Raw genomic sequence first — 25,027 nt, 5'->3', positions numbered from 1 at the left:
CTCCCCGGGATCGACGACATCGCCTGCTCCCATCGTGTGCCCTGGCTGCGGCGCCCGCACCTTCGTCCGTCCGGGTGAACGGCGGCCGCACCGGGGTCAGGCGTCGTCGGCGAGGCCGGCGGCGACCGTCGCGCCCAGTTCCCAGCACGCCTCGATGTCGGCCTTGCGGGGTTCGCCGGTCACCGTGACCGGTTCGGCCGCCCGGCGCCAGCCGAGGCCGGTGGTGATCGAGTCGAGGGCGCGCAGGGCGCCGGTGACGTCGTTGCCGCCGTGCACGTAGGCCCCGAAGGGGCGGCCGCGCGTCTCGTCCAGGCACGGGTAGTAGATCTGGTCGAAGAAATGCTTGAGCGCGCCGGAGACGTAGCCGAGGTTGGCCGGGGTGCCGAGGAGGTATCCGTCGGCCGCGAGCACGTCGGCGGCGGTGGCCGACAGCGCCGCCCGCCGCACGACCCGCACGCCCTCGATCTCCGGGGTCGTCGCCCCGGAGACCACGGCCTCGAACATGGCCTGGCAGTGCGGTGAGGGGGTGTGGTGGACGATCAGCAAGGTGGGCACACCGGCACCCTGCCGTGCGCCGCCCGCCGACGGCAAATTGCCGGCGGGCCGGCACTCAGGGCTGTAGGGGCATGCTCCGGCAGTTGGAGCCGGCCGGTACGCCGGTCAGCCGGGCGGTGAGCCAGGCGATGGCGTCGCCCTGGTCGGTGAGCAGGGGTTCCAGGTGGTTCAGCAGGGCCCGGCCCGTGGACGGCAGGAGGACCGGCACGTAGGTGACGTCCGCGCCCCTGTCGCACCAGTCGACGGCGAGCTGCCGGGCCTGCGCGTGCGGGACGAGGTCGTCGCTGACGCCGGTGGCCAGCCGCACCGGGCTCGCGGGCGCGGTCCGTCCGATGCGCTGGTCGTCGAGGAAGGCCTGGAGGACGGGCTCCTCGGCGATGACCTGGGAGACGGAGCTGCCGTCGTTCGTCCAGGCGGTGCTGTGCCGGGATCCGTAGGCGAGGAGCGCGTCGCCGACGCACATCGTCGCGAGGTCGGCGAGGGCGGCCCGGCCCGTCGTGCCGAGGTGGGCGTCGACGACCGGCCTGAGCGCCGGGTCGGCCTGTACGAAGCCGTTGACCGCCCAGCCGAGGGCGCCCGCCAGGTCGCTGCCGTCGATGGCCGCGGTGACGGCGGTGAGGTCGGCGGGCGGTGCCCCGGCGTAGGTGCCGGAGAGGGTGATGTCCGGGGCGTAGGCGGGCTGCAGCTCGGCGGCCGCGGCGGTGGCGCCGCCGCCCTGGCTGTAGCCGAACAGGCCCACCCGCGAGGCGGCGGTGACCGAGGCGCCGGCCAGGTGCCGGGCGGCGCGTACGGCGTCCAGGACCGCGTGGGCGCCGTCGAGCCGGTTGACGTAGGTGTGGACCCGGTCCGTGGCGCCGAGGCCCACGTAGTCGGTGACGACGACCGCGACGCCCTCGGCGAGCAGCCGGTAGATCGACAGGTCCTCGTAACCGACGGACACCGTCCGGCCGTTGAGGATCAGTGGGTACTGCAGGCCCATGGAGGCGGCGCACTGGTCGCCCTGCCCCATGGTGCCGGGGGCCAGCGCGACCAGCGGGCGGGCGCCGGGACCGAGCCAGGGGGCGGTCGGCTCGATGTAGGCGCCGGTGACGGCGACCGGGTCGCCGGCCGAGTCCGTGGACTTGTACATCAGCCGGGTCGCGGTGCCCGGCAGTGGCCCGGACAGGCTCGGCAGGCTCAGGGCCAGCGGGAGGGGCTCGGTGCGGACGAGGGCGCCGTCGGCCGTGGGCAGGGTGGCCGGCGGGTCGTAGAAGGCGGGGATGGTGACGCCCCGGGAGACCTCCGCCTGGGAGGCCGTGGCCTGCAGGGTCTGGAGACCGAGACAGGCGGCGACGGCGACGGCGGTGGCCAGCAGGCGGACGCGGACAGGCATGGGGAACCTCCTGGACGTGGGGGGTGCGGAGGACGTCCCCGGAGCGGCCGACGGGGCGGGGCGGTTTACCCGACGGTAACGAGCCGCGCGTTACCGGGGGTAGCAGTCGTCAGATTACGGTTCGGTAATGTGACGGTCCGTCAACAACTGGGCGCTGGGCGCACACGCGCACGATGGGTGCGAGCGGCCGGCAGGGAGAGGCTCGGCCGACGTCATGATGCCGGTGCGCGGTTCCAGCGGGGCGACCGGGCACGCGGGCACGGTTGGCGCCGCCGGTTCGGCGGGCGCACCTGGGCGGGCTCGACAGCGCGGAGCACGACGAGATGCTCCCCGCGTTCGAGCCCGCCCAGGACACGCTGCGTGGCAGGTGACAGGTCAGAACGAGGTCCGCTTGGTGCGCCACAGCAACGCGGCCCCGGAGACCAGCAGCAGGCCGCCGAAGACCGCGGGCCACAGGTGGGCGCCGGTCTCGGCGAGACCGCCCTGGACGGCCTGGGGTTCGGTCTGGGGCTCGGTCTGTGAACCGGTGGGCGGGGTCTCCTGGCCGGCCGGAGCGGCGGCCGCGGTGCCGGTCGGCGAGGCGGCCGCGCTGCCGGTGGGTGCCTGGGTGTCGGGCCGCCGCGTCGGCTCGTTGATCACACCGCCGCCCGACGACTTGGTGGTCGACGTCTTCTTCGGGGACGCGGTCGCGTAGACCCTCGGCAGCCCGGTGGAGCCGGAACCGGAGCCAGGGGCCGGGGCGGTGGCGGTCTCCGTGGCCGGGGTGCCGGCCGGGGGCTCGGACGACGGCTGGTCCGACGACGGCTGCTGGGTCGCGGGCTCGGAGGGCTCGGCGCTCTGCGTCGCGGCCGGCGGCCCGGACGGGCTCGCGGTCCCGCTCGGCTGCGAGGGCTCCGCGCTCTGGGACGGGGGCTGCTCGTCGGCCCCCGCGCCGCACTTGCGGCCGGAGTTGATGCAGTCGACCATCTTCCGCATCAGGCCCTCGTCGAAGACGTTGATGAAGTCGCCGTGGTCGGTGACCGGCTTGTGCAGCTGCTCGGGGAACGAGTCCACCGCGAACAGCGGGACGGTACGGCCGCCGTCCTGGAGACTCGGCGCGGCCACGTCGTAGACGATGCGCTGCACCAGCTGCGGGATGGCCTGGAAACCGGCCGGGCAGCTGCCGTCGGGGCCTTCGAACGCCACGTGGGTGCGGTGGTTGGCGCTGTCGATGTTCCGGCCGTCCCAGCAGCTCTGGAACCGGAACGTGCGCACGACGTCGCTGCCGGAGGGGCAGAGGGGGTACTTGTCCTTGAGCTGCCGGTCCTCGTAACCGGTGCAGCTCCAGGAGGCGTTGGCGTTGGCCGGGCCGTTGACGAACGACTTGGCGTCGCCGGTGATGATGCGCAGCAGCCGCGGCATCTCGGTGACCTTGGAGGTGGGGTTGCCCTCGAAGGTCAGCGTGACCTGCTTGGCCGTGACGATCTGCCCGGCGTTGCCCTCGGTGCCGCCGCCCGGCTTGTCGGCGTCCCGCTCCTGCTTGCCGTTCTGCAGCCGCAGCACGGGCCAGTAGTACGTGGACTTGTCGCCCTGGTCCGCACAGCTGGTCTGCGCGTTCGCCAGGTCCTGGTCGCTGGCGAAGGCGTTGTTGGACTGGTTGCCGATGTAGTCGTGGAAGTGGTGGGCGCCGTTGGAGACGCCGGGGGCGACGATGACGTTGTCCGAGTTGAACAGGCCGTTCGCGTTGACACCGCAGCTGGAGGAGAACGTGCCGGTGGAGCCGCCGGACCGCTCGGCCGGGGTCGAGACGTTGGGCTGGACCGAGGTGATGTCCGCGTAGTCGGCGGCGACCGGTCCGTTGCCGCCCTGGCCGCCGGCTCCGGCGCCCTGGCTCGGCGCGGCGCCGCCCTGGCCGCTCTGGCTCGGCGTGGCACTGCCCTGGGGGGCCGCCGACTGCCCGGCGCCCTGGTTCGAGGAGCGCAGGGTGCAGGCGGCGAGCTCGTCGAGGCCCTGCGGGCGGTCGCCCTCGCGGCCGATGGCGTCGGCGATGCGCTGGAGGGACTCGGACCGCTCCGCCTTCAGCGGGTCGATGATGGTCTGGCCGGCGAAGCCGGGGTTCTGCTCGATCTCGGCCGCGGACTGGGTGAGTTGCTGGTAGGCGGCGGCGATCTGCTGGTCCAGCTGGGCGAGTTCACGGTCGACGTCCGCCCGGGCGCCGTCGGGAACCGCGGTCAGCCGGCTGCCGACGTCGGGGCAGTAGATCGTGGGCGCGGACAGCACCTGGCCGGTGGCGACCTGTCCCTGGTCCCCGCCGTTCTCGGTGGCCGAGGCATAGACGTTCACCGCGACCAGTCCCCCGCCGCCGAGCATCAGGGCGACCGCTGCGAAGGTCGCGCGTTGTGCGCCGGTCGGGCGTCTGCGCCTGTTGCGTCTCAAGGTCGTTCCCCTGCGTGTCGTGGGCGGCCGGGCATGGAAATCCCCCGCCCTATACGGCTCACAGCCCCACCGTGTTCAACAGACCCGCGAATTCACGGTGACCTCACAGAAAGCGCGTGCGCCGCGGCAGGCGAACGCGACCGACGGCAACGCCCCGGTGACCCTGCGAATGCAATGGATGCGCGCGAAATACCGTTCCGCACGGTCGAGTTCCGAACGCTACGACGAACATCACAAATACGTATCGGACATTAGCCACTTCAACCTTCACACGAGTGACACAAGTTGGCTAAGTTGACGGGCAAGCCGCTCGGCTCCCCCCGGCGAATCCCGTCGGGCCGTGCGGCCTCCGCCGAGTCCGGTGCCCCTCAGGGGCTGATCCGGAGCCGGGGACCCAACCGACCACTGGGGTGAATCGGCCGCCGTCCGCAAGGACAAAGGCCGTAGGGCATGCCTTCCGGATTCGACCGCCCGAACCCGACAGCTAACCCGGTAGGCGGAGTACGGAAGGAGCACGACCCCTCAATGGCGCCCGAGAGCCGTGACGAGGTTCGGCAGCGGATCGACAGCCTCTACGACCAGGCCGAGAACGCCACCGGGAACTACAACGCCACCCGTGCGTTGAGCGGGGGCTCGCGCTCACGCGGCGTCCCGCTGTTCAAACGGCCCCGTCGTGACGACCCGGGCCTCGACAACATCGCCCGGGAGTGGTTCGAGGGGGCGCGCTCGAAGCTCGGGCCGAGCGTTCCGGCCGCGCTGCCCTCCGACCGGCAGCCCGCCCGGCCCGGCCCGCGGCGGCCCGTCAGCGCCATGGCCGCCGACCTGCTCGGCCAGCTGGAGGACTCCGGCCCGGCCCGGCTGGAGCTGACCGCGGGACCGTCCGGGCAGAGCGAGATCGAGGTCGTGCGCGAGCTGCCGGCCCGCCCGAGGCTGGAATTGACGGCGGGGCCCGCCGCGGCGCTGCCCGCGGGGACCTCGGGTGCGCCCCGGGCGCTGCCCGCCGCCGGGCCGCAGCGGCCGACGCCGGGTGCCTCGAAGACCAAGAACCAGCTCAAGCTCGCCAAGGCGCGCGAGGTGCTGTCCCAGCGCACCGGGCAGCGCGCGATCGCCGCCCTCGACGCGACCCCTGCCCCGGCCCCTGTCGTCCAGGCCGTTCCGCCGTCGACCAGCCCCTGGCCGACACCCGGGGCCCCGGCCCCGGCGCAGCAGTGGCAGGCGCCCGCCGTCGGCATACCCGACCAGCGCACCGGCAGCGCCCCCGCCAGGCCCGACTCCCCTGCCGCCACCCGCGCGCTCCCGGCGGTGACCGAGACGGGCGGCATCCCGATCGTGTCCCCTTCGGACACCGGCACCTTCCGCATCATGACCCCGGGGGGTGCCGACAGCGCCCCGACCCGGGCCGCGGCGGACACGGGCGGCTTCCGCGTCATGACACCGGGCGGCTCGGTCGGCGGGACCTACCAGAGCGCGCCCGCCATGGACGCGGGCGCCGCCCAGACTCCGGCCCCGGGGGACACCGGCTCCTTCCGGATCATGACGCCCGGCGCCACGGGCTCGTTCCCGATGCCGACGCCGGCCGACCCGGGCGTCTTCCCGACAGCCGATCCCATGGCGAGCACGAGCGTCTTCCCGACCGCGGACCCCATGACGGGCACCAGCGTCTTCCCGACCGCGGACCCCATGACGGGCACCAGCGCCTTCCCGACCGCGGACCCCACGAACAGCGGCGCCTTCCCGACCGCAGCGCCCGTCGCTCCTGCCCCGGCCCCCAGCCCGATGGACGTCGGCGGTTTCCGGGTCATGTCGCCGAACGCGCCCGCCTCCTACACCGACGTTGCGCCGGTCGCCGCCGACACCGCATTCGGCACCGCATACGGCACCGCCTATGGCGCCGGCGGGTACCCCATGGCAGCCCCCGCCGTCCCCGCCCCGCCCATGGCCGCCATGCCGACGGCCGCCCCCTTCGCCGCGGCACCCGCCGCCGACGTGGCCGGCGCCTATCCGGCGGCCATGCAGTCCGCCGACGGCGCGTACGCCTATGCCTACGCATACGACACCAGCATGGCCATGCCCACCGCGATGGCGGCGCCCACCGCGGCGATGCCCGCACCCATGGCAGCCACCATGGCGGCGCCGATGACGGCACCGCCGACCGCCGCGATGCCGACGGCCATGACCGCGCCGCCCGAGGCGATGATCGCTGCCGCGCCCGCGATGGCGATGCCCATGGCCGCCCCCGCGCCGGTCGTCACCGCCCCGGTGCCCACGACGCCCCTGCCGACCGCACCCCCGCAGGTCCCGGCCCCGGTGCCCACCACCGCCGAGCCGGCGCCCGGCGGCTACGCCGACGCCGGCGCCTTCCTCCAGCCGGGCGCAGCCGCCGAGCCGGGCAAGGCGATGAAGGCGCTCGCGTTCGCGCGGGAGCAGATCGGCCGGCCGTGTGTCTGGGGCGCGACCGGGCCGGGGGCGTACGACGCCTCCAGCCTGACCCAGGCCGCCTGGCGCGCCGCGGGCGTCACGCTGCCGCGTACCGCGCCGGAGCAGACGCTGGCCGGCACCCCGATCACGCTGGCCGCCGTCGAGCCGGGCGACCTGGTCTTCTTCTTCGACGACGACAGCCACGTGGGGATCTACGCGGGCGGCGGCACTATGGTGCACGCGCCGAGCCCCGGGGCGCTCATCCGCGAGGAGTCGATCTACAACGCCGGGGAGTCGGCGATCCACCGGGTGATCCGCCCGGCCTGACCCTCCGCGGCCGTGGGGCTCAGACCCTCCGCCGCCGGGTGCGCCAGCTCTCGTGGTGGTCCAGGAGGGTCTGTTCGACGGGCCGGTAGGCGATGCCCAGATCGCGGACGCTGCGGCCGTTGTCGACGCGGAAGCGGATGCCGAGGTGCTTGCGTATGTAGTCCTGGGTGAGGCCGAAGAGCGGGCCCAGGACGCGTACCGGGCCGTGCGGGAGCGCGGTGCGCGGCAGGCGCGGGTCCCAGGGGTGGCGGGTGCGGATGATCCGGGACATCTCGTGGAAGGACGTCATCGTCTCGTTGGCCACGATGTAACGGCCCCTGGCCGCCGGGTTCTCCGCGGCCGCGATGTGCGCGTCGGCCACGTCGCGGACGTCCGCGGTGGTGAAGCTGAAGTCCGGGGCGCCGTAGCAGAAGCAGCCCTTGAACAGCTCGTCGAGCAGGAAGAGGCTGCCGGACTCGGAGGCGGGGGCGAGGGAGGGGCCCAGGATCAGGCCGGGGTTGACCGAGACCAGGCGCCAGCGGTCCTGGGCGGCCCCGGCGTCCCGGGCGGCGCGCTCGGCGACCGTCTTGGCGTAGTGGTAGGGGTTGTTCGCCACGGTGCTGGTGGTGTTGAAGTACTCCTCGGTCAGCACCCCGCCGGCCATCTCGCGGACGTCGGCGTAGTCGCCGAAGATCGCGCCCACGGTGGAGGTGAGCACCAGCGTCTCCACCTCCGGCGTGCGCTCGACGCCGCCGAGCACGTTGCGGGTGCCGAGCAGCGCCGGGTCCACCACGTCCCGTTGACCGTCCTTGATCCGTTCCGGCATCAGGAACGGCGAGGCCACGTGGAAGACGGTCGCGCAACCGCGGAACGCCTCGTCGAAGGAGCCGTCCTTCAGCAGGTCGGCCTCGAACAGGGTGAGCCGCCCGGGGAAGGCCTCCTGGAGCTCCCACAGGGGCCGTACCTTCGCCGCGTCGGAGGCGCGGCGGACGGTCGCCCTGACCCGGTACCCGCGCTCCAGCAGCCGCCGTACCAGGTGGCTCCCGACGAATCCGCTGCCGCCGGTCACCGCGACGGCCGTCCCCCCGCGTGCTGCCACGCTCTCACCCCTCGCCCTCCGGCCACCGCGCCTCGGTGCGCCGCAGAGGACAGGGTGGTGCATGTGACGTGCGCCCGCCAAGCACTGGGAGGTCACCGGGCCGCCCCGGAGGCCATAAGCCGGACCCGGTACATGTCATAAGATCGGCTTATGAGGTCATAGGGCGGACCCGCGTACTAACTTAGGACTGCCTTAGTTTAGGCTTCCCGTTCGAGATCGATTGTCCTCACTCGAAGGGAACCTGATCATGCCGCGCCCCCTGCGGGTAGCCATCGTCGGAGCCGGCCCCGCCGGGATCTACGCCGCCGACGCCCTGCTCAAGTCCGGGGTGGCCGCCGAGCCCGGCGTGTCCATCGACCTCTTCGAGCGGATGCCCGCCCCGTTCGGCCTGATCCGCTACGGCGTCGCCCCCGACCACCCGCGCATCAAGGGCATCATCACCGCCCTGCACCAGGTGCTCGACAAGCCGCAGATCCGGCTCTTCGGCAACGTGGACTACCCGGCCGACATCAGCCTCGACGACCTGCGCACGTTCTACGACGCGGTGATCTTCTCGACCGGCGCCACCGCCGACCGCGAGCTGCGGATACCCGGCATCGAGCTGGACGGCTCCTACGGCGCCGCCGACTTCGTCTCCTGGTACGACGGCCACCCGGACGTGCCGCGCACCTGGCCGCTGGAGGCGGAGAAGGTCGCGGTCCTCGGCGTCGGCAACGTGGCCCTGGACGTGGCCCGCATCCTCGCCAAGACCGCCGACGAACTGCTGCCGACGGAGATCCCGCCGAACGTCTACGACGGCCTGAAGGCCAACAAGGCCCTCGAGGTCCACGTCTTCGGCCGCCGCGGCCCGGCGCAGGCGAAGTTCTCCCCGATGGAGCTGCGGGAGCTGGACCACTCGCCCAACATCGAGGTCATCGTCGATCCCGAGGACATCGACTACGACGAGGGCTCGATCGAGACCCGGCGCGGCAACAAGCAGGCCGACATGGTCGCCAAGACCCTGGAGAACTGGGCGATCCGCGACGTCGGCGACCGCCCGCACAAGCTCTTCCTGCACTTCTTCGAGTCGCCGGCCGAGATCCTCGGCGAGGACGGCAAGGTCGTCGGCCTGCGCACCGAGCGCACCGCCCTCGACGGCACGGGCAACGTCAAGGGCACCGGCGAGTTCAAGGACTGGGACCTCGGTGCCGTCTACCGCGCCGTCGGCTACCTCTCCGACAGGCTGCCCAAACTGCCCTGGGACATCGAGTCGGGCACCGTCCCCGACGAGGGCGGCCGGGTCATGGAGGAGAGCGGCGGCCACCTCCGGTCGACGTACGTCACCGGCTGGATCCGGCGCGGCCCGGTCGGCCTCATCGGCCACACCAAGGGCGACGCCAACGAGACGGTGTCCAACCTGCTGGACGACCACGCGAACGGCCGCCTGCACACGCCCGAGGCGCCCGCGCCGGAGGCCGTGGACGCCTTCCTCGCCGAGCGTGGCGTCCGCTTCACCACCTGGGAGGGCTGGTACCGCCTGGACGCCGCCGAGAAGGCGCTGGGCGAGCCGCAGGGCCGCGAGCGCGTCAAGCTGGTCGAGCGCGAGGACATGCTCCGCGAGAGCGGCGCCTGAGGCGCTCGGACGTGACCTGTGAGAGGGGGCCGGCGCACCGCCGTCGGCCCCCTCTCGTGCTTCCTTCTCGTGCGTCCTTCTCGTCGTTCTGTCTCATGCCTCCCGGCGGCGGGCACGGGGGCCGCCCCTGGCGGATGGTCGGGCGGCCCCCGTGCCCGGCACCATTCTCCGAGGCCGGCCGGATCGGCGGCACGGGTGAACCGGCGTCGTACGACGCACTCGGTTCGCACCCCGGGTGCGGGGCGCACTCGCCGTGCGCGGGCGGCCCCCGCCCTATGAGACACGCTCCCGGGCGGCGATACTGGAGGACGCACTCCTCTCCCACCCGCAGATTGGCCCATGTCGAACTCCGCCACCGACCGTGCCGTCCTTCCGCCGACCGTCTGGGCCGCCCGCGGCCGTCACACGGGTCCGGACTCCGAGGAGGTGATCCGCAGGATCCTGCGCAGCCGCAAGGAGGCCGGCGTCCTCGACGACCTCGCGGAACCCCCCGTGCCCGAGGACCCCGCCCGACGTGTCTTCGAGGCCCGCTGGCGCGTCGACGACGGCACCGTGACGGTGCGTGCCCGGCTGGTCCTCACGGTCGACCCGCAGGGCCGGCAGGCGGGGCGGGAGTGGCAGCTCGTCGCCGAGGCCGACCGGCCCTGGGACGAGGCCTGGGCCTCCCCGGCGGTGATGTTCTGGCCCGACGGCGACGAGGCCGGTGACGGCGGCGAGGCCGCCTGGGACTACCACCCGACGGTGGCGGGCGTCAGGCTCCGCACGGTCAACCCGCTGCCCGCCGACGACAAGGACATGCGCCGGGTGCTGCGGGACGCGGCGAAGGACGCCTGGTGCGTCAACCTCGTGGTGCACGAGGCGATGACCCCCGACGCGCTCGGGCGGCTGCCGCTGGTCCGGCAGCTGCCGCCCGGCCTCGCGCACCGCGTCGTGGAGCACCGGGCCGCGCCCCAGCAGTTCCGCGCCGTCAACTGGGCGCTGCGCGACCTCGGGGTCGAGGTCCCGCGCGGCGGCGCCGTACTGCTGCCCCCGGACCCGGCGCCGTCGGGCTACGACGCGCAGGAGTACGCGGTGCGCAGCGTCTTCCTCGACGGCTCGGAGCCCACCGAACTGATCGCCGCCGTGCGCCGGTTCGCCGCGCTGCCGAAGCCCGCGCCGCTGGGCGCCGAGGAGGCGCTGGCCGATCTGCGGGACAACTGGACCCTGATGACGCTGGAGGAGGAGCTGGCGCGCGAGCGCAGGCGGGTCGCCCAGTACGCCGAGGCGCTGGAGGCCATGACCAGGTCGCGGGACCTGTACCGGGAGGCCGCCGAGCGGGCCGACGAGGCGCTCGCCGCCCTCCGCGACAACCCCGCCCCGGCCGCACCGGCACCCCGGACCGCCTCCCCCTTCCAGCAGTTGACCCGCGCCTTCAAGGGGCGGCGGGCCCCGAAGGACGGTGCCGGGACGGCGGTCATGCCCGAGGACGAAACCGGGAAGACGGAGCAGTGAGAGACCCCGGGCCGGATCGGGGCCGGACGACAGGACAGCCATGGACACCACCACGACCGTGCTCGTGATCGGCGCGATCGTCGCCGCGGCCCTGCTGGCCGGCGCCGTCGCCGTACTCGTACGGCTGGTCCGCACCCGGCGCACCCTGCGCCGGGCCGGGCTGCCGACCGGCTCGCGCTGGGTGTTCTGGGGCGCCGTCCTGTATCTGGTGCTCCCCACCGACCTGCTGCCCGACCCGATCTACCTGGACGACATCGGCGTCCTGCTGCTGGCCCTGCGCTCGATGCGCGCGGCCCTGCCGGCCGCGGAGGAGACGGAGCTCTGACCGGCCGGGCATGATGAGGTGATGCGAGCCACCTTCACCGGCCTCCCCGGTCTGTCCTCGACACCCGAAGTCGCCGTGGTCGTCGACGTGATGCGCGCGTTCACCGTTGCGGCCTGGGCGTTCCACCGGGGCGCCGAGCGGATCGTGTTCGCCGAAACCCTGGACGAGGCGCTGGAGTTGAAGGCCCGTCACCCCGGCTGGCTGGCCGTCCAGGACGGCCCGGTGGTGCCGGGCTTCGACCTGGCCAACTCACCCGCCCAGCTGCGCGCGGTTCCCTATTGAATGAGCGTGTTGAAGCTCATCAAGAAGGGTGCTGCCAGAGTGAGTTGGCGTGTGTTCTGGGTGCCGCCACAGGCACTGCGAAGCGGAGTCCGAGACGGTCACCACGCACCGCCCCGGCCAGTCTGAGGCCGTAATGCGGTCCGGCCGCCCCGGCACGGCGATGAGGTCGTGCCTCAATCGGCCTTGTGGTCGTCGGATCAAGTGATCGTGAACAGTGACGGCCCCGGGGCGTCGTGCAGCCTGACCACCGTTGCCCCGCAGGTGCGCGCAGACGCCGGCGGCGCGACCACGATCGCAGCGACCTTTTCCCTTGCGGTGGTCGTCACCATTGCCGGGACCCGCCGGGACAGGTCAGTCAGGCAGCACCTTTTGAGCCCTTCACCGCGGAGCCCGGCTGCGGTCCTCAAGGTCCGGGCTGCTGCTGACTCCTAGAGATCAGACGGTTGCGCCGGACGGGAGCCCAGGCGGAGCCGCCGCCTGGTTGGAAGGAGAGGAGCCGTGACATTCTTCAGCGTCGTGGCCGGATTGATCGCCGGTGGGTTGGCCCTGCCGACCACTCGGCTTCGTGAGCGCTACCGGCACGGAAGAGTGCTCAAGGTCAGCGGGGAGCTGCCCGGGGGCTGGGCAGGATGGACGCTATTGGGGATCTGCGAGCCAGTCATCGAAGGTGGTCGGCGCGATGCGGGCGTCCTTGCCGGGCAGGAGGACGTCGCCTGCCATGTCCGGACCGAGCAGCGATGACCAGGTGGGCACCAGCTTGACCGCGTGTCCGCGCGCGTCGTTGGTGCGCCGGGCCATGTCGACCAGGTCCTGCGGTTCCGGGCCGGCGACGTCGCGGTAGCGCCCCTGCGGTGCGCCCGTGGCGATCTCGGCGAGGATGCCGGCGACATCCGCGGGGGCGATCGGCTGGACGAGCAGCGGCGGGATGGTGGCGACGCCGTGGTGTTCGGTCCAGCTCGTCACCGTTGCGGCGAAGTCGTGGAACTGCGTGAAGGGAACGATCGTCCACGGTGTCGGGCCCTCGGCCACGAGGCGCTCCTGCTCACGTTTGCCGGCGTAGTGGGCGTTGCCGTCCACCCGGTCGACGCCGACGATCGAGAGCAGCACGTGGTGACGGACACCGGCTCGCTCCTCGGCGGCGAGCAGGTTAGAGGTGGCGGCGCCGAAGAAGGCCACCGCCTCGTCCCGGTCGGCTGTCTCGTGGCTTGTGGCGTCCACGACGGCGTCGACGCCGATCAGCGCGGTGTCGAGGCCGTCCCCGCTGATCAGGTCGATGCCGTGCGAGCGGCTGATCCGTACGACGTCGTGTGCGGCCTGCTCAAGAACGGCGACGGTGCGGGATCCGATGTTCCCGGTTGCTCCGGCGACTGCGATGCGCATGGTGAGTGCTCTTCCGGTGTGTGCGATGCCTCTCAGCGTCCCCCGCTGTAGGCGTCCGCGGGATGGGCGGTCTTGCCCTTCCCAAGATAGGAGCATATGCTCGTATTATCAAGGGGGGCTCTCCGAGGCCCCTTCTCTCTCCGGCGATTCCCCGTCAAGAGGTTGTGCTATGGCTCTCTCCACTGGAACGGCCACCGAGCGTGAGCGGCAGCGTCCCGCAGTGGCGGAGCAGGCCCCCGAGCCGAACCGGGGGGCTCACCGGCCGCCCGTGAAGGCATGGCTCCAGCCGGTGCTGATCTCGCTGATCGTCGTGGCCGCCTTCATCGCGTGCTACGTCGGTCTCCAGCGTGACCCACAGCCCCACCGGGTGCCCATCGCCGTCACGGGGCCGAGCCTGCCGGGCGAGATACAGCGGGCCCTGGGTGACGCCGTCGAGGTCCACCCCGCCGCGGACGCTGCGACGGCACGTCACGCGCTGGAGCGGTACGACGTGGTGGCGGTGCTCGATGCCGCAGCCCCGGGCCATCTGAACCTGCAGATCGCCGGCGCCGCCGGTGTGTCCACCACGTCGGCCGTGAGCCGGCTCGTCGACGCCTACGCCCAGGGCGCCGGCGCGCACATGACCACCGCGGACGTGGTCCCGCCGGTCGAGCACGACGCCCGCGGCCTGGCCGGCTTCTACGTGGCCTTCGGCGTGAGCCTGGCCGGTTTCGTTCTGGGCTCCAACGTCCTGGGGCTGGCCGGTGTCATGCATCTCCGGCACCGGTACTTCCTGCTCGCCGGAGCCTCCGCCGCCATCGGCACCGTAGGGGCGATCGTCGTCGGACCCGTCCTGGGCGCCGCTCCGGCCCCGCTGGTGCCGCTGGTCTTCGTTCTGGCCCTGCTCGCGGCCGCGACGGCGTTCACGACCAAGCTCCTGGGCGCCCTCCTGGGGCCGATCGGGCTGCCGATCACCACGCTGGTGCTGCTGACCGTCGGCAACGCCACGAGCGGTGCGGTTGTCGGAGCCGACCTGCTGCCCTCCTGGGCCCGTACGGTCTCCGCCCTGCTGCCGCCGGGAGCGGCCGTCCGCGGCATCGCCGATCTCAGCTACGACAACGGCTCACACCTCGCCGGTCCCGTCCTCACCCTGGCTCTGTGGGCCATCGCCGCGGGATTCCTGCTGAGCCTGCGCCCCCGCCTGATGCGGCGCCGGGCAGCCGTCGCGTGACCGCTGCGTCAGACCCCGCAGCTGCTGTTCCTGCCGTTCTATCGTTCCGGCACTCTGCCGTTCCTGGCGGGCAAGACTCCCGGCAAGAACGGCGGCAGACGACCGGTCCTCCCGCCGACTGCGGGGAACGGCACGACCGGTCGGAATCGTCACGCAGAAGCTCCTGGTGGCTGAACGACGCCGCCAGGAAGGCCGCTTCCGACCCTGCCCCGGGCAGAGCGGATGCCATCGAGCGCGGCGAGGGCGCCGCGAAGAGGAGACGCTGAAATGGAACACGAACGCACCACCGCCGACCCGGCGCAGAGGCAGCGCAGCTTGCGGTTCTCCAGGCTGCCCGAGCGGGTCCGGCTGGAGGACACGGTGGAAGAGCGACCGGCCGTGCCGCACGACACCCTGAGCGGCGCCTACAACCCGGACTGGTGGCTCATACGCATGGGCGGCCTGTGAGCCGCCGCCCCGGCCGGCCTGGGCGGGTTCCGCCCGCCCGTGCCACTGCGAACCGGTGTCACCCCCGGCCGGGATCCTCAATCTTCCGCAGTACTGCGCCGCCCTTCGCGCGCCGTACGAATCCCGAGGGGAGTCCTTGTGAAGTACCGGAAGATCCTTGTCCAGTTGACGTCGATCGCGGCCGCCGGAGCGATCGCGACCGGATGCTTCCTCCACCTGTTCTAGGCGGAGCCCGCCAGCAGGAGGGCCGCCGACTACTCAGCCCAGGGGTGGAATCCGGTGCCGAGGACGTCCTCGAGAGCGGCGCGCAGTCGGGCCGCCTTGTCCTGGCCGAAGCTCTCCTCGAACTCGGACTGCACGGTGCGCCAGTAGGGGAGTGCGGCCTTCATCCGGGCGAGGCCGTCCGGGGTGAGGGTGACGATGCGGGCGCGGCGGTCTGTCGGTGACGGTTCGACGGTGACGAGGCCTTCCCGGGCGAGTGGTTTGAGATTGCTGGCCAAGGTGGTGCGGTCCATGGCGATCATCTCGGCGAGGCTGCTGATGGTGATCTGCTCGCGGGTGCTCAGCTTCTGGAGGATGTTGAATTGCGTGGCGCGCAGGCCCGTCGGGGCGAGCGCCTTGTCGTAGGTGGCGCTGAGGTACCGGGCTGCCTTACGTAGAGCCAGGTTGTTGCAGGAACTGCTGTTGTCCCTCTCGGTGCCGGCCATGCTTTCCTCCAGATGCGGTATCAAAGTACGAGTATATGCACCTAACCGCTGGAGGTACTACGAGGAGGCGGTCGCACCCCATCGGTGCGGCAAGAGGCGGCGCCTCGCCGGTTCGGCCGCTACGACCGCTTCGCCGGGGCCTAGTAGGGCTTGGTCAGGTTCATTTGTGGATGGCGTGTCCGTTGGTCGGTGGGTGTCGTTGAGGTGGTGTGACACCTGAGGAGATGGTCGGGGTCCGGGAGGCCCTGGAGGCGTTCACGGCGGAGTTGTTCGACGGCTTCTTCCGTGCTGACCAGCGGCGATGGGGACAGGTTTATGTGCGGGGACTGTTGCTGAACGGTCGGCGCAAGTCGGTGGAGCCGATGGCGGCCCGCCTCGGCGAGGACGGCAACCGGCAGGCACTGGCCCACTTCGTGACGACCAGCCCGTGGAATCCGGCGCACGTGCAGGCCCGCCTGGCCTGGAAGATGCAGGACGCGATCCGGCCGGAAGCGCTGATCGTCGACGACACCGGGTTCCTCAAGGACGGGGACGCCTCGGCGTGCGTGTCCCGGCAGTACACCGGAACCGCGGGCAAGGTCACCAACTGCCAGGTGGGAGTGTCGCTGCACCTGGCCACCGACCGTGCCTCGGCCGCGATCGACTGGCGGCTGTTCATGCCGGCCGGCTGGGACCCGGCCTCGCCCGAGGCAGATGCGGCCAAGGTCGCCCGCCGCACCCGCTGCGGCATCCCCGCCCAGACGGGACACGTGGAGAAGTGGCAGCTGGCCCTGGACATGATCGACGAAGCACGGTCGTGGGGCATCGACGTTCCCCTCGTCGTCGCGGACGCCGGATACGGCGACGCCGCCGCCTTCCGCAGCGGCCTGGAAGAACGCAATCTGCCCTATGCGGTGGGCATCTCCGGCCGCCACACCGCTCACCCTGCCGATGCCCGGCCCGTCCAGCCCGCCTACGCGGGCACCGGCCGGCCGTCGAAGATGCAGTACCCCGACCCGCCGCAGAGCGTGAAGGACCTGGTCATCGCGGCCGGCCGGACGGCCGCTCGGCCGGTGTCCTGGCGAGAGGGATCCCGGCCGGGCAACAGCCGAAGCGGCTTCAGGCGCATGTACTCGCGGTTCGTCGCCCTGCGCATCCGTCCCGCCGGACGCGGCATCCGCAAGCCGGCCGACGAACCGGAACTGCCCGAGCGCTGGCTGCTTGCCGAATGGCCAGCCGACGAGAGCGAACCGGTGCAGTTCTGGCTGTCCAGCCTGCCCTCCGGCATGCCTTTGGCCACCCTGGTGCGGCTGGCCAAGCTCCGCTGGCGCATCGAGCACGACTACCGCGAGATGAAACAAGCCCTGGGACTGGCCCACTTCGAGGGCCGCACCTGGAACGGCTGGCACCACCACGTCACCCTCGTCTCCGCCGCCCACGCCTTCTGCACACTCCAACGGCTGGCACGAGACCCAAAAGACACGGCGCAGGACTGAGCCTCTACCAGACCGTCCGCGAGCTGCAAACACTCCTCGCCCTCTGGACCGGCGCCTGCCCCACCTGCCACCACGACATACCCACCCCAATACGAACCTGACCAAGCCCTACTAGGTTCGAAAGGCGCCGGAGTGGCTTTCGGGAGCGGCGGCCCGGCTGCCGGAAGCGCAGTTCACCGCATCGTTCGCAGCCGCAGCCCCCGAAGGGAAGAAGACTTCTTGCACTTCCCCAATTAGGAGCATATGCTCCTAACGCCAGGGAGGAAGCCTCTCGAATCCCCTCCCTGCTTCTCCCGCGACAGTCAAGGAAGCGCCGCCGGTACGGCCGCGCCCCACCAACCGCGGATGCGATTTCGATCTTCGCCCAGTCACAAGGAAAAGGGAGACAAACCCATGGCTGCCAGTAACCCCGTCCTCATCACAGGCGCGGGCGGCGTGGGCCGTAGCGTCCTCGAGAAGCTGCGCGCACGGGACGTGCCCGTGCGTGTCATGGTCCGTCGGGACGACGACCGCGCCGCGCAGTTGCAGGCACTCGGAGCTGAGGTCGTCCTCGGTGACCTCACGCGACCCGAGACCGTCGCGGTCGCTCTGGAAGGCGTTCGAAGTATGTACTTCGCCATGCCTGTATCGCCGGACCACCTGCTCGCGGCAACCACAGTGGCGAGCGTCGCGCGGGAGTACGGCGGGTTGGACGCGCTGGTGGACATGTCGCAGATGACCGTGTCCCAGATGACCGCCACCAGCACCGCGGAGTCCCGCCAGCAGCGGCTGCACTGGCTTGCGGAGCAGGTGTTCGACTGGTCAGGTCTGCCGATGGTCCATATCCGGCCCACGTCGTTCCTGGACAACCCGCTGTTCACCACGCTTCCGGCGCAGACGATCCCCAAGAGGGGCACGATCGAGCTGCCGTTCGGAACCGGGCGCACCTCGCCGATCGCCGTGGACGACGTCGCCAGGGTGGTCGCCACCGTGCTGCACGAGCCCGCCCCCCACGCGGGTCACGTCTACGAACTGACCGGCCCGCGCACGGTCGACATGACCGAGATGGCCGAGGCCTTCTCCAAGGTGCTGGGCCGGCCGATCTCGTACGTGGACGTCCCCTTGGAGCAGTGGCGGAACGAGGTGCTCTCGACGATCGGTCTGCCGTCCCACATCGAGCAGCACATCGTCACCATGTGCCGCCTGCATCAGCAGAACCGGTACGACCGGGCGTCGGACGCCGTCGAGCGCCTGACCGGCGTTCCCGCCTCGACGATCGAGGACTTCGTCGCGGCACGCAAGGACTTCTACCTCGCCTGACCCTTCCCGAGGGCTCGCCGCACACGGCGTGGCGAGCACCACGAGGATCCCCCTGCGTCCCGCGCTGGTGCGGGACACCGACAACGAAAGTGATCAAACGCATGAACATGAAACTCGAGCTTCTCGTCCTGCCGGTCTCGGACGTCGACCGTTCCAGGGCCTTCTACGAGAAGGCCGGATTCCGGCTCGACCTCGCTCTGGACGTCACCGACGACTACCGCGTGGTCCACCTCACGCCGCCCGGGTCCGAGTCATCGATCATCTTCGGACAGGGCCTCACCACGGCCGCGCCCGGGTCGGCCCAGGGGCTGTACCTCGTCGTCGAGGACATAGAAGAGGCCCGCGCGGAACTGGTCGGCCGCGGAATCGAGGTGAGCGAGGTGTTCCACGACGACAAGGGCATCTTCTTCCACGGTCACGATGCCGGAGACGTCGTCCACAACGGTCAGGGCCAGGCGCGCATCACCGGACCGCACCCCGGACGTGCCAGCTACGGCTCCTTCGCCACTTTCAGCGACCCGGACGGCAACGGCTGGGTGCTCCAGGAGATCACGCAGAGGTTCCCCGGCCGCTGAACGCCCTTGCGACTGACGGTTTTCCACAATCAGCCTCGCTGTCCCGGCGGGTGGCCCGCCCGCCGTCACGCGCCCCACCGCGACTACAGCCTCACCCACGAACCGAAAGGAAACCGCTCATGACAGTCGTACGAGCCGCCGCGGTGCAGATCAGCCCAGTGCTCTACAGCCGCGCCGGCACCACGGGCAAGATCGTGCAGAAGATCCGCGACTTGGGCGAGCAGGGTGTCCAGTTCGCGGTCTTCCCCGAGACCGTCGTCCCGTACTACCCCTACTTCTCCTACATGAAGCCGCCCTACATGACGGCCAAGGAGCACCTGCTCCTGCTGCAAGAGGCGGTGACCGTACCGTCCGCCGAGACCGACGCGATCGCCGAAGCCGCCCGGGAAGCACGGATGGTCGTCTCGGTCGGCGTCAACGAGCGTGACGGCGGCACCCTCTACAACACGCAGTTGCTGTTCGACGCGGACGGCACGTTGATCCAGCGTCGCCGCAAGATCACGCCCACTTACCACGAGCGGATGGTGTGGGGTCAGGGCGACGGGTCGGGTCTGCAGGCGGTGGACAGTGCCGTCGGCCGCATCGGCCAGCTCGCATGCTGGGAGCACTACCTGCCCCTGGCGCGCTACGCCCTGATCGCCGACGGTGAGCAGATCCACGCCGCGATGTACCCCGGTGCCTTCGGCGGCCGGCAGTTCGCTGAGCAGATCGAAGTGAGCATCCGTGAGCACGCGTTGGAGTCGGCCTGCTTCGTGGTCAACGCCACCGCCTGGCTCGACGCCGCTCAGCAGGAGCAGATCGTCGCGGACACCGGTGGACCCCTCGCCGCTGTCTCCGGCGGCTTCTTCACCGCCATCGTCGACCCCGAAGGCCGCGTCATGGGCGAGCCCCTCACGTCGGGTGAGGGAGAGGTCATCGCTGACCTGGACCTCTCCCGCATCGACCTGCGCAAGCGCCTGATGGACTCGCGCGGCCACTACAGCCGTCCTGAACTGCTCAGCCTCCACATCGACCGCACGCCGACGCCGCACATCCACGAGCGCGGCACCAGGGCTCCGGCCCCTGCCGTTCGTGCTGTCGACGAAGACAGCAGGAACGGCGTGACCAGTGACACCCCGACGACGATACGAGAGGAGTTCTCCCGTGGGTGATCTGCTGAGCACCGCCGTCGAGGCGCACGGCGGCCTGGATCGCTACAACCAGTACAGCTCGGCCACAGTGCACTTCCGCCTCGGGGGTTCACTGTGGCGGCTGAAGGGACGGGAAGGGATTCTGAGCCATGCGGCGGTGCGGCTGGACCTGCACCGGCAATACGCCAGCCACTACCCCTTCACCGCCGCCCAGCTGCGAACCTCCTTCACCGCCGAGCGGGTGGCCGTCGAGACGGTCGAGGGCGAGGTGAAGGCCGAGCGCTCCCACCCTCGCGCCTCGTTCCCGAGCGACGTGCGCGCTCCCTGGGACGACCTGCACGTCGCCTACTTCGCCGGCTACGCCATGTGGACCTATCTCACGTCCCCCTTCACCTTCGCCTCCGACGGGTTCAAGGTCGTGGAACTGCCGGCGGTCACTGAGGAGACGGAGCCCTGGAGACGCCTGCGGGTCACCTTCCCGGACCGCATCGCCACACACTGCCGCGAGCAGGTGTTCTACTTCGGCCCGGACGGCCTGCTGCGCAGACACGACTACACGCCCGAGGTCATCAACGCGGGCCCCGCCGCCCACTACCCCTCCGCCTACCAGGAGTTCGACGGGATCATGGTCCCGACCAGGCGCCGCGTCTTCCGGCTCGGCAAGGACGGAACAGTGTCCCGGGACTCGGCACTCGTCACCATCGACGTCGAGAGCGTCCTGTTCATCTGAGCGGGCAAAGCGACCCCTCCCAGCGATGCGATGCCCCCGCACGCACGCGACGACAACACCCTTAAGAAACGGAGGCGCACCATGCGCAAGATCCTCCTGAGCCGACTCCTGCCAGTCACCGCGGCCGCCCTGCTCCTCGCCGGTACTGGAGTGGCATCAGCCAGTACCGACAGCGCGACGAGCGCACACCAGCGCGCGGAGATCGTCGAGTTGGTCGCCAAGCAGACCCAGTCCCACACCGTCGACACGGGCGAGAAGGGACACAGCCTCGGTGATGAGCTGGTCGTCGCCGAAGACCTGTACCAGAACGGAAAGAAGGTCGGCGACCACGCCGTGGTGTGCACCTACGTGCACATCGGTCCGGACACACTCCAGTGCCTGGGCACTTTCGCCCTGCCCCAGGGGCAGATCACCGGACAGGCTCTGCTCCACCTGCCCTCCCACTCGGCCGTCGACGTCGCCATCACCGGCGGATCAGGCACCTACAACGGTGCCGAAGGCTACGTCCACACCGTTCCGGCCGGCACCACGGAGCGGCACCTCACCTTCCACATCACCCGTTAACCACCCCCAAGCCCGCTCACCTCTACCGGAGCAAGGAGACATGACATGACAGACACGGAACACGGCGACACCGACCGCCAAGGCCTGAGCTACTACCCCTGGTGGCTGGACCACCTGGCCGACGACGCCACACTGGAGGGCGCCGCGATGAACGGCACGGCGCGCGGAGCGGAAACGGTCCGGACCATCGTGGTCAAAGCCCGCGAACTGTACGAGTTCCAGGACTTCAGCTACGCCGGCGACTTCGGCGACAACGGATTCCTGGAGGTCTATGAGTCCTCGATCCAGGGCGAGCCCCTGAAGGTCGTCGTCACGGTCACCCGGAACGCCGCGGGGCAGGCCCAGGACCTTGCGGTGCTCCACCGGCCGCGCAACTCGCTGCTGCTCTTCTCCCGTCTGATGCACAAGAAGTTCGCCGGCACCCCGCTCGCCGGGCACTTCCTCTCCGACGAGTCCTGAGCAACGATCCCGAGCGCAGGCCCGGGTCCGTCAGCCAGCCTCGTCGCCGATCTGCCAGCCGTACCTCAACACGCCGCACTTGACAGGGAAGCTCACTGGACGTCGCGGGCCGTACGGTCGTCCAGAAGACCACCGCCGGGACGACCGGCGCGCTCGCCGTCGCCGGGGCCGAGCTGCTGCTGTGCGCGAGTTTCGTGGTCGCCGGGGCCACCGCGGCCGTGCTGCGGCGCGAGCGGCCGGCGGCGGTCACCTTCGTGGTCACCGGGGACGGCGGGCGGGCCGCGGAGGACCTGGCCTGCGCCGAGTACATCGCCGGGCTGGTGAGCGAGGGCTCCGTCGCCCCGGACCCGTTCGTGGAGCGGGCCCGGAACTCCGGCGCGGCGGCGCGGCTCGCCGAGGGCCTGCGGCTCGGCCGGCAGGGCGTGCACCCCGAGGACGTACCGATGTGCCTGGTGCCGGACGCCTTCCCGTTCGCCATGGCGGCCGCCCGGGAGGACGGTCACCTGGTGCTGCGGCCGGTGGGCGGCGGCTGAGCCGGCCGGGACCGCACCGGTCCGGGCCCGGGGGTGCGTGTTCGGGCCGTCGTGACGCATTCTTGCTGTGTCACCCACCCGGCGGTGCGCGGACGAGGTAGGACCCCATGCCTGGGAGCGACGAGCACGTGGGCCGGGCGCGTGAGCGGCTGACCGCGCTGCTGGTCGAGGCCTCGACCGGCGCCCTCGGCGCGGCGGGTGCCCACGTCGCCGGGGTGTACCTGCGCTCCGGCACGCCCGGTCTGCTCCGGCTGGCCACGCTGGTGGGGCTGCCCGGTCGGCTGTTCAGACCCTGGTGGCGGCTGCACGTGGACCGGCCGTTCCCGGTCGCGGACGCCTACCGGCTCGGCACGCGGGTGGTCCTGCCCAACGCGACCGAGATGGTGCGCCGCTATCCGCAGTTCGCGGCGGGCCTGCCGTTCCAGTTCGGTTCGGTGTACACGCCCGTGCCCGGGGCGGAGCCGTCCTTCGGGGTGCTCACCGTGCTGCTTTCCGGTACCGAGGACACCGTGGACGAGCTGCCGGACCTGGACCGGCTGTGCGGGCTGGCCCAGCGGCTCGGTGCCGGGCTGCGCGAGCTGGCGGCCGAGGAGGGGGACGCGGCGGCCGCCTGGGAGGGCGAGCCGGTGTGCGTCCGGCCGCCCGCGCCCCGGCCGGGGCCGGCCCGGGTGGGCCGTTTCACCTGGGACCCGGTCACCTCCGCGGTGCACGCCGACGACCGGCTGCACGCCCTGCTCGGCAGGGCGCCGGAGGACTTCCCCGCTACCGGCGCCGGGCTGGCTGTGGCCGTGACGCCCGCCGACGCGGAGGACGTGCTGACCGCGCTGCAGGAGTCCGCGGCCGGCAAGCCGCCGTACGCCCCGCTGCGGGTGCGGGCCGCGGACGGCACCCCGCTGCTGCTGGAGCTGTGGCCGCCCGGCGCGGCCGACCCGTCGCTGGTCTCCGGGATCGTCGTCGACCCGGGCCCGTCCGCCGCCGCCGACGGAGCGGCCGACCTGCTCCCCGAGGGCGTCTTCTGCCTGGACCGCTCCGGCATCGTCCGCTACGCCAACCCGGCGGCCGTCCGGCTGGCCGGCCGGACCCGCGCCGAGTTGCTCGGCCGGCCCCTGTGGGAGGCCATGCCGTGGCTGAGCGGGCCGTCGTACGACGACCACTGGCGCGGGGCGCTGCTCGCCCGCGGCCCGGTGCACTTCCAGGTCCGGCGCGGCGGCGCCGCGGAGGGCGACTTCCTCGCCCTGTCGGTGCATCCGGGGTCCGACCTGGTCACCTGCACGGTCGTCCCGGCCAGCCGGATCGACCCGCCCGTGCACCTGACCCGCGCGGGCGGGCCGGGCGCGCTCGGACGGTCCGGCGGCTCCTCGATGGCCCCGCTGTACCGGCCGATCGCCCTGGCGATCGCGCTGACCGACGCCGTGACCGCCCGGCAGGTGTCCGCGGTGGTGGTGCGGGAGCTGCTGCCCGCGTTCGGCGGTCGCCGGCTGGCCATCTACCTGCTCCAGGACCGGCATCTCTACCTGGCCTGGGAGACGGGTTTCCCGCCGGGCTTCCTCGCCCCGTTCGACGGCGTGGGTCTGGACGCCCGCATCCCCGGTGTGGAGGCCCTCACCACCGGCCGGCCGTTGTTCTTCGAGTCGATGCGGCGGCTGGCGGACACCTTCCCGGGTCTTGCCCTGGACGCCGACGTGGGCGCCCGCGCCTTCCTGCCGCTGATCGCCTCGGGGCGCCCGGTCGGCACCTGCATCCTCGGCTTCGAGTCCGAGCGGAGCTTCAGCACCGAGGAGCGGACCGTCCTCATGGCGCTCGCGGGCCTGATCGCGCACGCGATGGAGAAGGCCCGCCGTTACGACAGCGAGGCGGCCCTGGCCCGCGGACTCCAGCAGGCGCTGCTGCCCCGCAGGCTGTCGGCGCACCCGCGGGTGGAGACCGCGGGCCGGTATCTGCCGGGCACCCAGGGCATGGACGTGGGCGGCGACTGGTACGACGTGGTCGGGGCGGGCGACGGCCTCGCGCTGGTCATCGGCGACGTCCAGGGGCACGGCGTGCAGGCGGCCGCCACTATGGGGCAACTGCGCAGCGCGGTCCGAGCGTTCGCGCTCAGCGACCGGCCGCCCGACGAGGTGCTGAGCGGCACCAACCGGCTGCTCATCGACCTCGACCCGGGCCAGTTCGCAAGCTGCTGCTACCTGCGCCTCGACCCCGCCACCGGGCGCGTCCGGATCGCCCGGGCCGGTCATCCGCCGCCCCTGCTGCGGGCCCCGGACGGCCGTACCCGGGTCCTGGAGGTCCCCGGCGGCGTCGTGCTGGGCGTCGACCCGCGGGCCCGGTATCCGGTGACCGGGCTGGAGCTGGTGCCGGACGCGATCCTCGCCCTGTACACGGACGGTCTCGTGGAGCGGCCGGGAGGCGACATCGACGACGGCATCGCGGCGCTGGGGGCGGCCCTGGCCGAGGCCGGGGCGGCGCCGGGACGGCGTGGCGCCCGTACCCTCACCGGCGTGGCCGACCGGCTCACCGCCATGGCCCGGCACGCCACCGACCGCCCCGACGACGTGGCGCTGCTGCTCGCCACCCGCCGTTCGGGGGCCGCGGACCGGGGCTGACCGGGACACAAAGGGTATGGGCCCGGTTACCTCGGGGGACGCT

20 protein-coding genes, 2 pseudogenes and 1 riboswitch are annotated in these 25,027 nt (G+C 71.9%); of the genes and pseudogenes, 16 read left to right on the top strand and 6 right to left on the bottom strand.

Going from position 1 to position 25,027, the window contains the following annotated elements:
* Positions 1-96: 96 nt before the first annotated feature.
* The 3 genes from BLW82_RS39635 to BLW82_RS39625 all read right to left on the bottom strand — a co-directional run bounded on the left by BLW82_RS39635 (position 97) and on the right by BLW82_RS39625 (position 4,276).
* The gene (locus BLW82_RS39635) at positions 97-555 is read right to left on the bottom strand and encodes a flavodoxin family protein (protein WP_093506874.1); all 459 of its coding nucleotides are present in this window, start codon (positions 553-555) and stop codon (positions 97-99) included.
* Positions 556-610: 55 nt separating this feature from the next.
* Complete coding sequence (locus BLW82_RS39630; protein WP_093506871.1) at positions 611-1,927, bottom strand: lipase family protein; 1,317 nt, start codon at positions 1,925-1,927, stop codon at positions 611-613.
* Positions 1,928-2,302: 375 nt separating this feature from the next.
* Complete coding sequence (locus BLW82_RS39625) at positions 2,303-4,276, bottom strand: DUF1996 domain-containing protein (RefSeq protein ID WP_093506868.1); 1,974 nt, start codon at positions 4,274-4,276, stop codon at positions 2,303-2,305.
* Positions 4,277-4,682: 406 nt separating this feature from the next.
* Positions 4,683-4,857: riboswitch (cyclic di-AMP (ydaO/yuaA leader) on the top strand.
* Positions 4,858-4,867: 10 nt separating this feature from the next.
* On the opposite strand from BLW82_RS39625, the gene BLW82_RS46405 reads away from it, so the two are divergent.
* On the top strand, positions 4,868-7,087 hold the full coding sequence (locus BLW82_RS46405; RefSeq protein ID WP_371131448.1) for an NlpC/P60 family protein: 2,220 nt from the start codon (positions 4,868-4,870) through the stop codon (positions 7,085-7,087).
* 19 nt (positions 7,088-7,106) lie between these two features.
* On the opposite strand, the gene BLW82_RS39615 is transcribed toward BLW82_RS46405, so the two are convergent.
* Positions 7,107-8,165, bottom strand: a complete 1,059-nt coding sequence (locus tag BLW82_RS39615) for an NAD-dependent epimerase/dehydratase family protein (protein WP_256216108.1) — start codon at positions 8,163-8,165, stop codon at positions 7,107-7,109.
* 247 nt (positions 8,166-8,412) lie between these two features.
* Here BLW82_RS39615 and BLW82_RS39610 point away from each other — a divergent pair, with 247 nt between their 5' ends.
* The 4 genes and pseudogenes from BLW82_RS39610 to BLW82_RS39595 all read left to right on the top strand — a co-directional run.
* Positions 8,413-9,777, top strand: a complete 1,365-nt coding sequence (locus tag BLW82_RS39610; RefSeq protein WP_093506863.1) for an FAD-dependent oxidoreductase — start codon at positions 8,413-8,415, stop codon at positions 9,775-9,777.
* 339 nt (positions 9,778-10,116) lie between these two features.
* Positions 10,117-11,268 (top strand): hypothetical protein, encoded by a 1,152-nt coding sequence (locus BLW82_RS39605; protein WP_093506860.1) that lies wholly within the window; start codon positions 10,117-10,119, stop codon positions 11,266-11,268.
* Positions 11,269-11,308: 40 nt separating this feature from the next.
* A complete protein-coding gene (locus tag BLW82_RS39600; protein ID WP_093506858.1) occupies positions 11,309-11,593 on the top strand; it encodes a YkvA family protein in 285 nt (94 codons plus the stop codon).
* Positions 11,594-11,614: 21 nt separating this feature from the next.
* Positions 11,615-11,866, top strand: a pseudogene (locus BLW82_RS39595) (2-phosphosulfolactate phosphatase); the annotation flags it as partial.
* Positions 11,867-12,511: 645 nt separating this feature from the next.
* Here the strand turns inward: BLW82_RS39595 and BLW82_RS39590 are convergent.
* A complete protein-coding gene (locus tag BLW82_RS39590; protein WP_093506854.1) occupies positions 12,512-13,255 on the bottom strand; it encodes an SDR family oxidoreductase in 744 nt (247 codons plus the stop codon).
* A 169-nt stretch (positions 13,256-13,424) separates the two neighbouring features.
* On the opposite strand from BLW82_RS39590, the gene BLW82_RS39585 reads away from it, so the two are divergent.
* Entirely contained in the window at positions 13,425-14,465 is a 1,041-nt protein-coding gene (locus BLW82_RS39585) for a hypothetical protein (RefSeq protein WP_143063737.1), read from the top strand.
* 267 nt (positions 14,466-14,732) lie between these two features.
* Positions 14,733-14,912 (top strand): hypothetical protein, encoded by a 180-nt coding sequence (locus BLW82_RS39580; RefSeq protein ID WP_093506850.1) that lies wholly within the window; start codon positions 14,733-14,735, stop codon positions 14,910-14,912.
* A 254-nt stretch (positions 14,913-15,166) separates the two neighbouring features.
* On the opposite strand, the gene BLW82_RS39575 is transcribed toward BLW82_RS39580, so the two are convergent.
* Positions 15,167-15,619, bottom strand: coding sequence for a MarR family winged helix-turn-helix transcriptional regulator (locus BLW82_RS39575; protein ID WP_093506848.1), 453 nt, complete (start codon positions 15,617-15,619; stop codon positions 15,167-15,169).
* Positions 15,620-15,828: 209 nt separating this feature from the next.
* Here BLW82_RS39575 and BLW82_RS39570 point away from each other — a divergent pair, with 209 nt between their 5' ends.
* The 9 genes and pseudogenes from BLW82_RS39570 to BLW82_RS39530 all read left to right on the top strand — a co-directional run bounded on the left by BLW82_RS39570 (position 15,829) and on the right by BLW82_RS39530 (position 24,984).
* A complete protein-coding gene (locus BLW82_RS39570) occupies positions 15,829-17,094 on the top strand; it encodes an IS701 family transposase (protein WP_371131302.1) in 1,266 nt (421 codons plus the stop codon).
* Between the two features lie 393 nt (positions 17,095-17,487).
* Entirely contained in the window at positions 17,488-18,393 is a 906-nt protein-coding gene (locus BLW82_RS39565; protein WP_093506846.1) for an NmrA family NAD(P)-binding protein, read from the top strand.
* 101 nt (positions 18,394-18,494) lie between these two features.
* Positions 18,495-18,968, top strand: coding sequence for a VOC family protein (locus tag BLW82_RS39560; protein WP_093506844.1), 474 nt, complete (start codon positions 18,495-18,497; stop codon positions 18,966-18,968).
* 119 nt (positions 18,969-19,087) lie between these two features.
* Positions 19,088-20,119 (top strand): nitrilase-related carbon-nitrogen hydrolase, encoded by a 1,032-nt coding sequence (locus BLW82_RS39555; protein WP_093506842.1) that lies wholly within the window; start codon positions 19,088-19,090, stop codon positions 20,117-20,119.
* Complete coding sequence (locus BLW82_RS39550; RefSeq protein WP_093506840.1) at positions 20,112-20,828, top strand: hypothetical protein; 717 nt, start codon at positions 20,112-20,114, stop codon at positions 20,826-20,828. Before BLW82_RS39555 ends, BLW82_RS39550 begins: the two co-directional genes overlap by 8 nt.
* Before the next feature lie 81 nt (positions 20,829-20,909).
* Positions 20,910-21,392, top strand: a complete 483-nt coding sequence (locus BLW82_RS39545) for an allene oxide cyclase barrel-like domain-containing protein (RefSeq protein ID WP_093506838.1) — start codon at positions 20,910-20,912, stop codon at positions 21,390-21,392.
* A 45-nt stretch (positions 21,393-21,437) separates the two neighbouring features.
* Positions 21,438-21,851, top strand: a complete 414-nt coding sequence (locus BLW82_RS39540) for a hypothetical protein (RefSeq protein WP_093506836.1) — start codon at positions 21,438-21,440, stop codon at positions 21,849-21,851.
* A 92-nt stretch (positions 21,852-21,943) separates the two neighbouring features.
* Positions 21,944-22,384, top strand: a pseudogene (locus BLW82_RS39535) (2-phosphosulfolactate phosphatase); the annotation flags it as partial.
* Positions 22,385-22,491: 107 nt separating this feature from the next.
* Positions 22,492-24,984 (top strand): SpoIIE family protein phosphatase, encoded by a 2,493-nt coding sequence (locus BLW82_RS39530; RefSeq protein WP_093506833.1) that lies wholly within the window; start codon positions 22,492-22,494, stop codon positions 24,982-24,984.
* Positions 24,985-25,027: the final 43 nt, after the last annotated feature.

Origin of the sequence: Streptomyces sp. Ag109_O5-10, assembly GCF_900105755.1 — a bacterium.
In the GTDB taxonomy this organism is placed as follows: domain Bacteria; phylum Actinomycetota; class Actinomycetes; order Streptomycetales; family Streptomycetaceae; genus Streptomyces.
The sequence above is the reverse complement of the archived record's forward strand: the minus strand, read 5'-3'. Positions and strand labels throughout refer to the sequence as shown.

Bases quoted from the DNA above. Each gene is read 5' to 3' on its own strand.
- BLW82_RS39545 (WP_093506838.1), top strand. From the start codon at position 20,910: ATGCGCAAGATCCTCCTGAGCCGACTCCTGCCAGTCACCGCGGCCGCC.
- BLW82_RS39610 (WP_093506863.1), top strand. From the start codon at position 8,413: ATGCCGCGCCCCCTGCGGGTAGCCATCGTCGGAGCCGGCCCCGCCGGG.
- BLW82_RS39590 (WP_093506854.1), bottom strand. From the start codon at position 13,255: ATGCGCATCGCAGTCGCCGGAGCAACCGGGAACATCGGATCCCGCACC.
- BLW82_RS39605 (WP_093506860.1), top strand. From the start codon at position 10,117: ATGTCGAACTCCGCCACCGACCGTGCCGTCCTTCCGCCGACCGTCTGG.
- BLW82_RS39530 (WP_093506833.1), top strand. From the start codon at position 22,492: ATGCCTGGGAGCGACGAGCACGTGGGCCGGGCGCGTGAGCGGCTGACC.
- BLW82_RS39555 (WP_093506842.1), top strand. From the start codon at position 19,088: ATGACAGTCGTACGAGCCGCCGCGGTGCAGATCAGCCCAGTGCTCTAC.
- BLW82_RS39625 (WP_093506868.1), bottom strand. From the start codon at position 4,276: ATGCTCGGCGGCGGGGGACTGGTCGCGGTGAACGTCTATGCCTCGGCC.
- BLW82_RS39580 (WP_093506850.1), top strand. From the start codon at position 14,733: ATGGAACACGAACGCACCACCGCCGACCCGGCGCAGAGGCAGCGCAGC.
- BLW82_RS39575 (WP_093506848.1), bottom strand. From the start codon at position 15,619: ATGGCCGGCACCGAGAGGGACAACAGCAGTTCCTGCAACAACCTGGCT.
- BLW82_RS39540 (WP_093506836.1), top strand. From the start codon at position 21,438: ATGACAGACACGGAACACGGCGACACCGACCGCCAAGGCCTGAGCTAC.
- BLW82_RS39565 (WP_093506846.1), top strand. From the start codon at position 17,488: ATGGCTGCCAGTAACCCCGTCCTCATCACAGGCGCGGGCGGCGTGGGC.
- BLW82_RS39600 (WP_093506858.1), top strand. From the start codon at position 11,309: ATGGACACCACCACGACCGTGCTCGTGATCGGCGCGATCGTCGCCGCG.
- BLW82_RS39585 (WP_143063737.1), top strand. From the start codon at position 13,425: ATGGCTCTCTCCACTGGAACGGCCACCGAGCGTGAGCGGCAGCGTCCC.
- BLW82_RS39560 (WP_093506844.1), top strand. From the start codon at position 18,495: ATGAACATGAAACTCGAGCTTCTCGTCCTGCCGGTCTCGGACGTCGAC.
- BLW82_RS39630 (WP_093506871.1), bottom strand. From the start codon at position 1,927: ATGCCTGTCCGCGTCCGCCTGCTGGCCACCGCCGTCGCCGTCGCCGCC.
- BLW82_RS46405 (WP_371131448.1), top strand. From the start codon at position 4,868: ATGGCGCCCGAGAGCCGTGACGAGGTTCGGCAGCGGATCGACAGCCTC.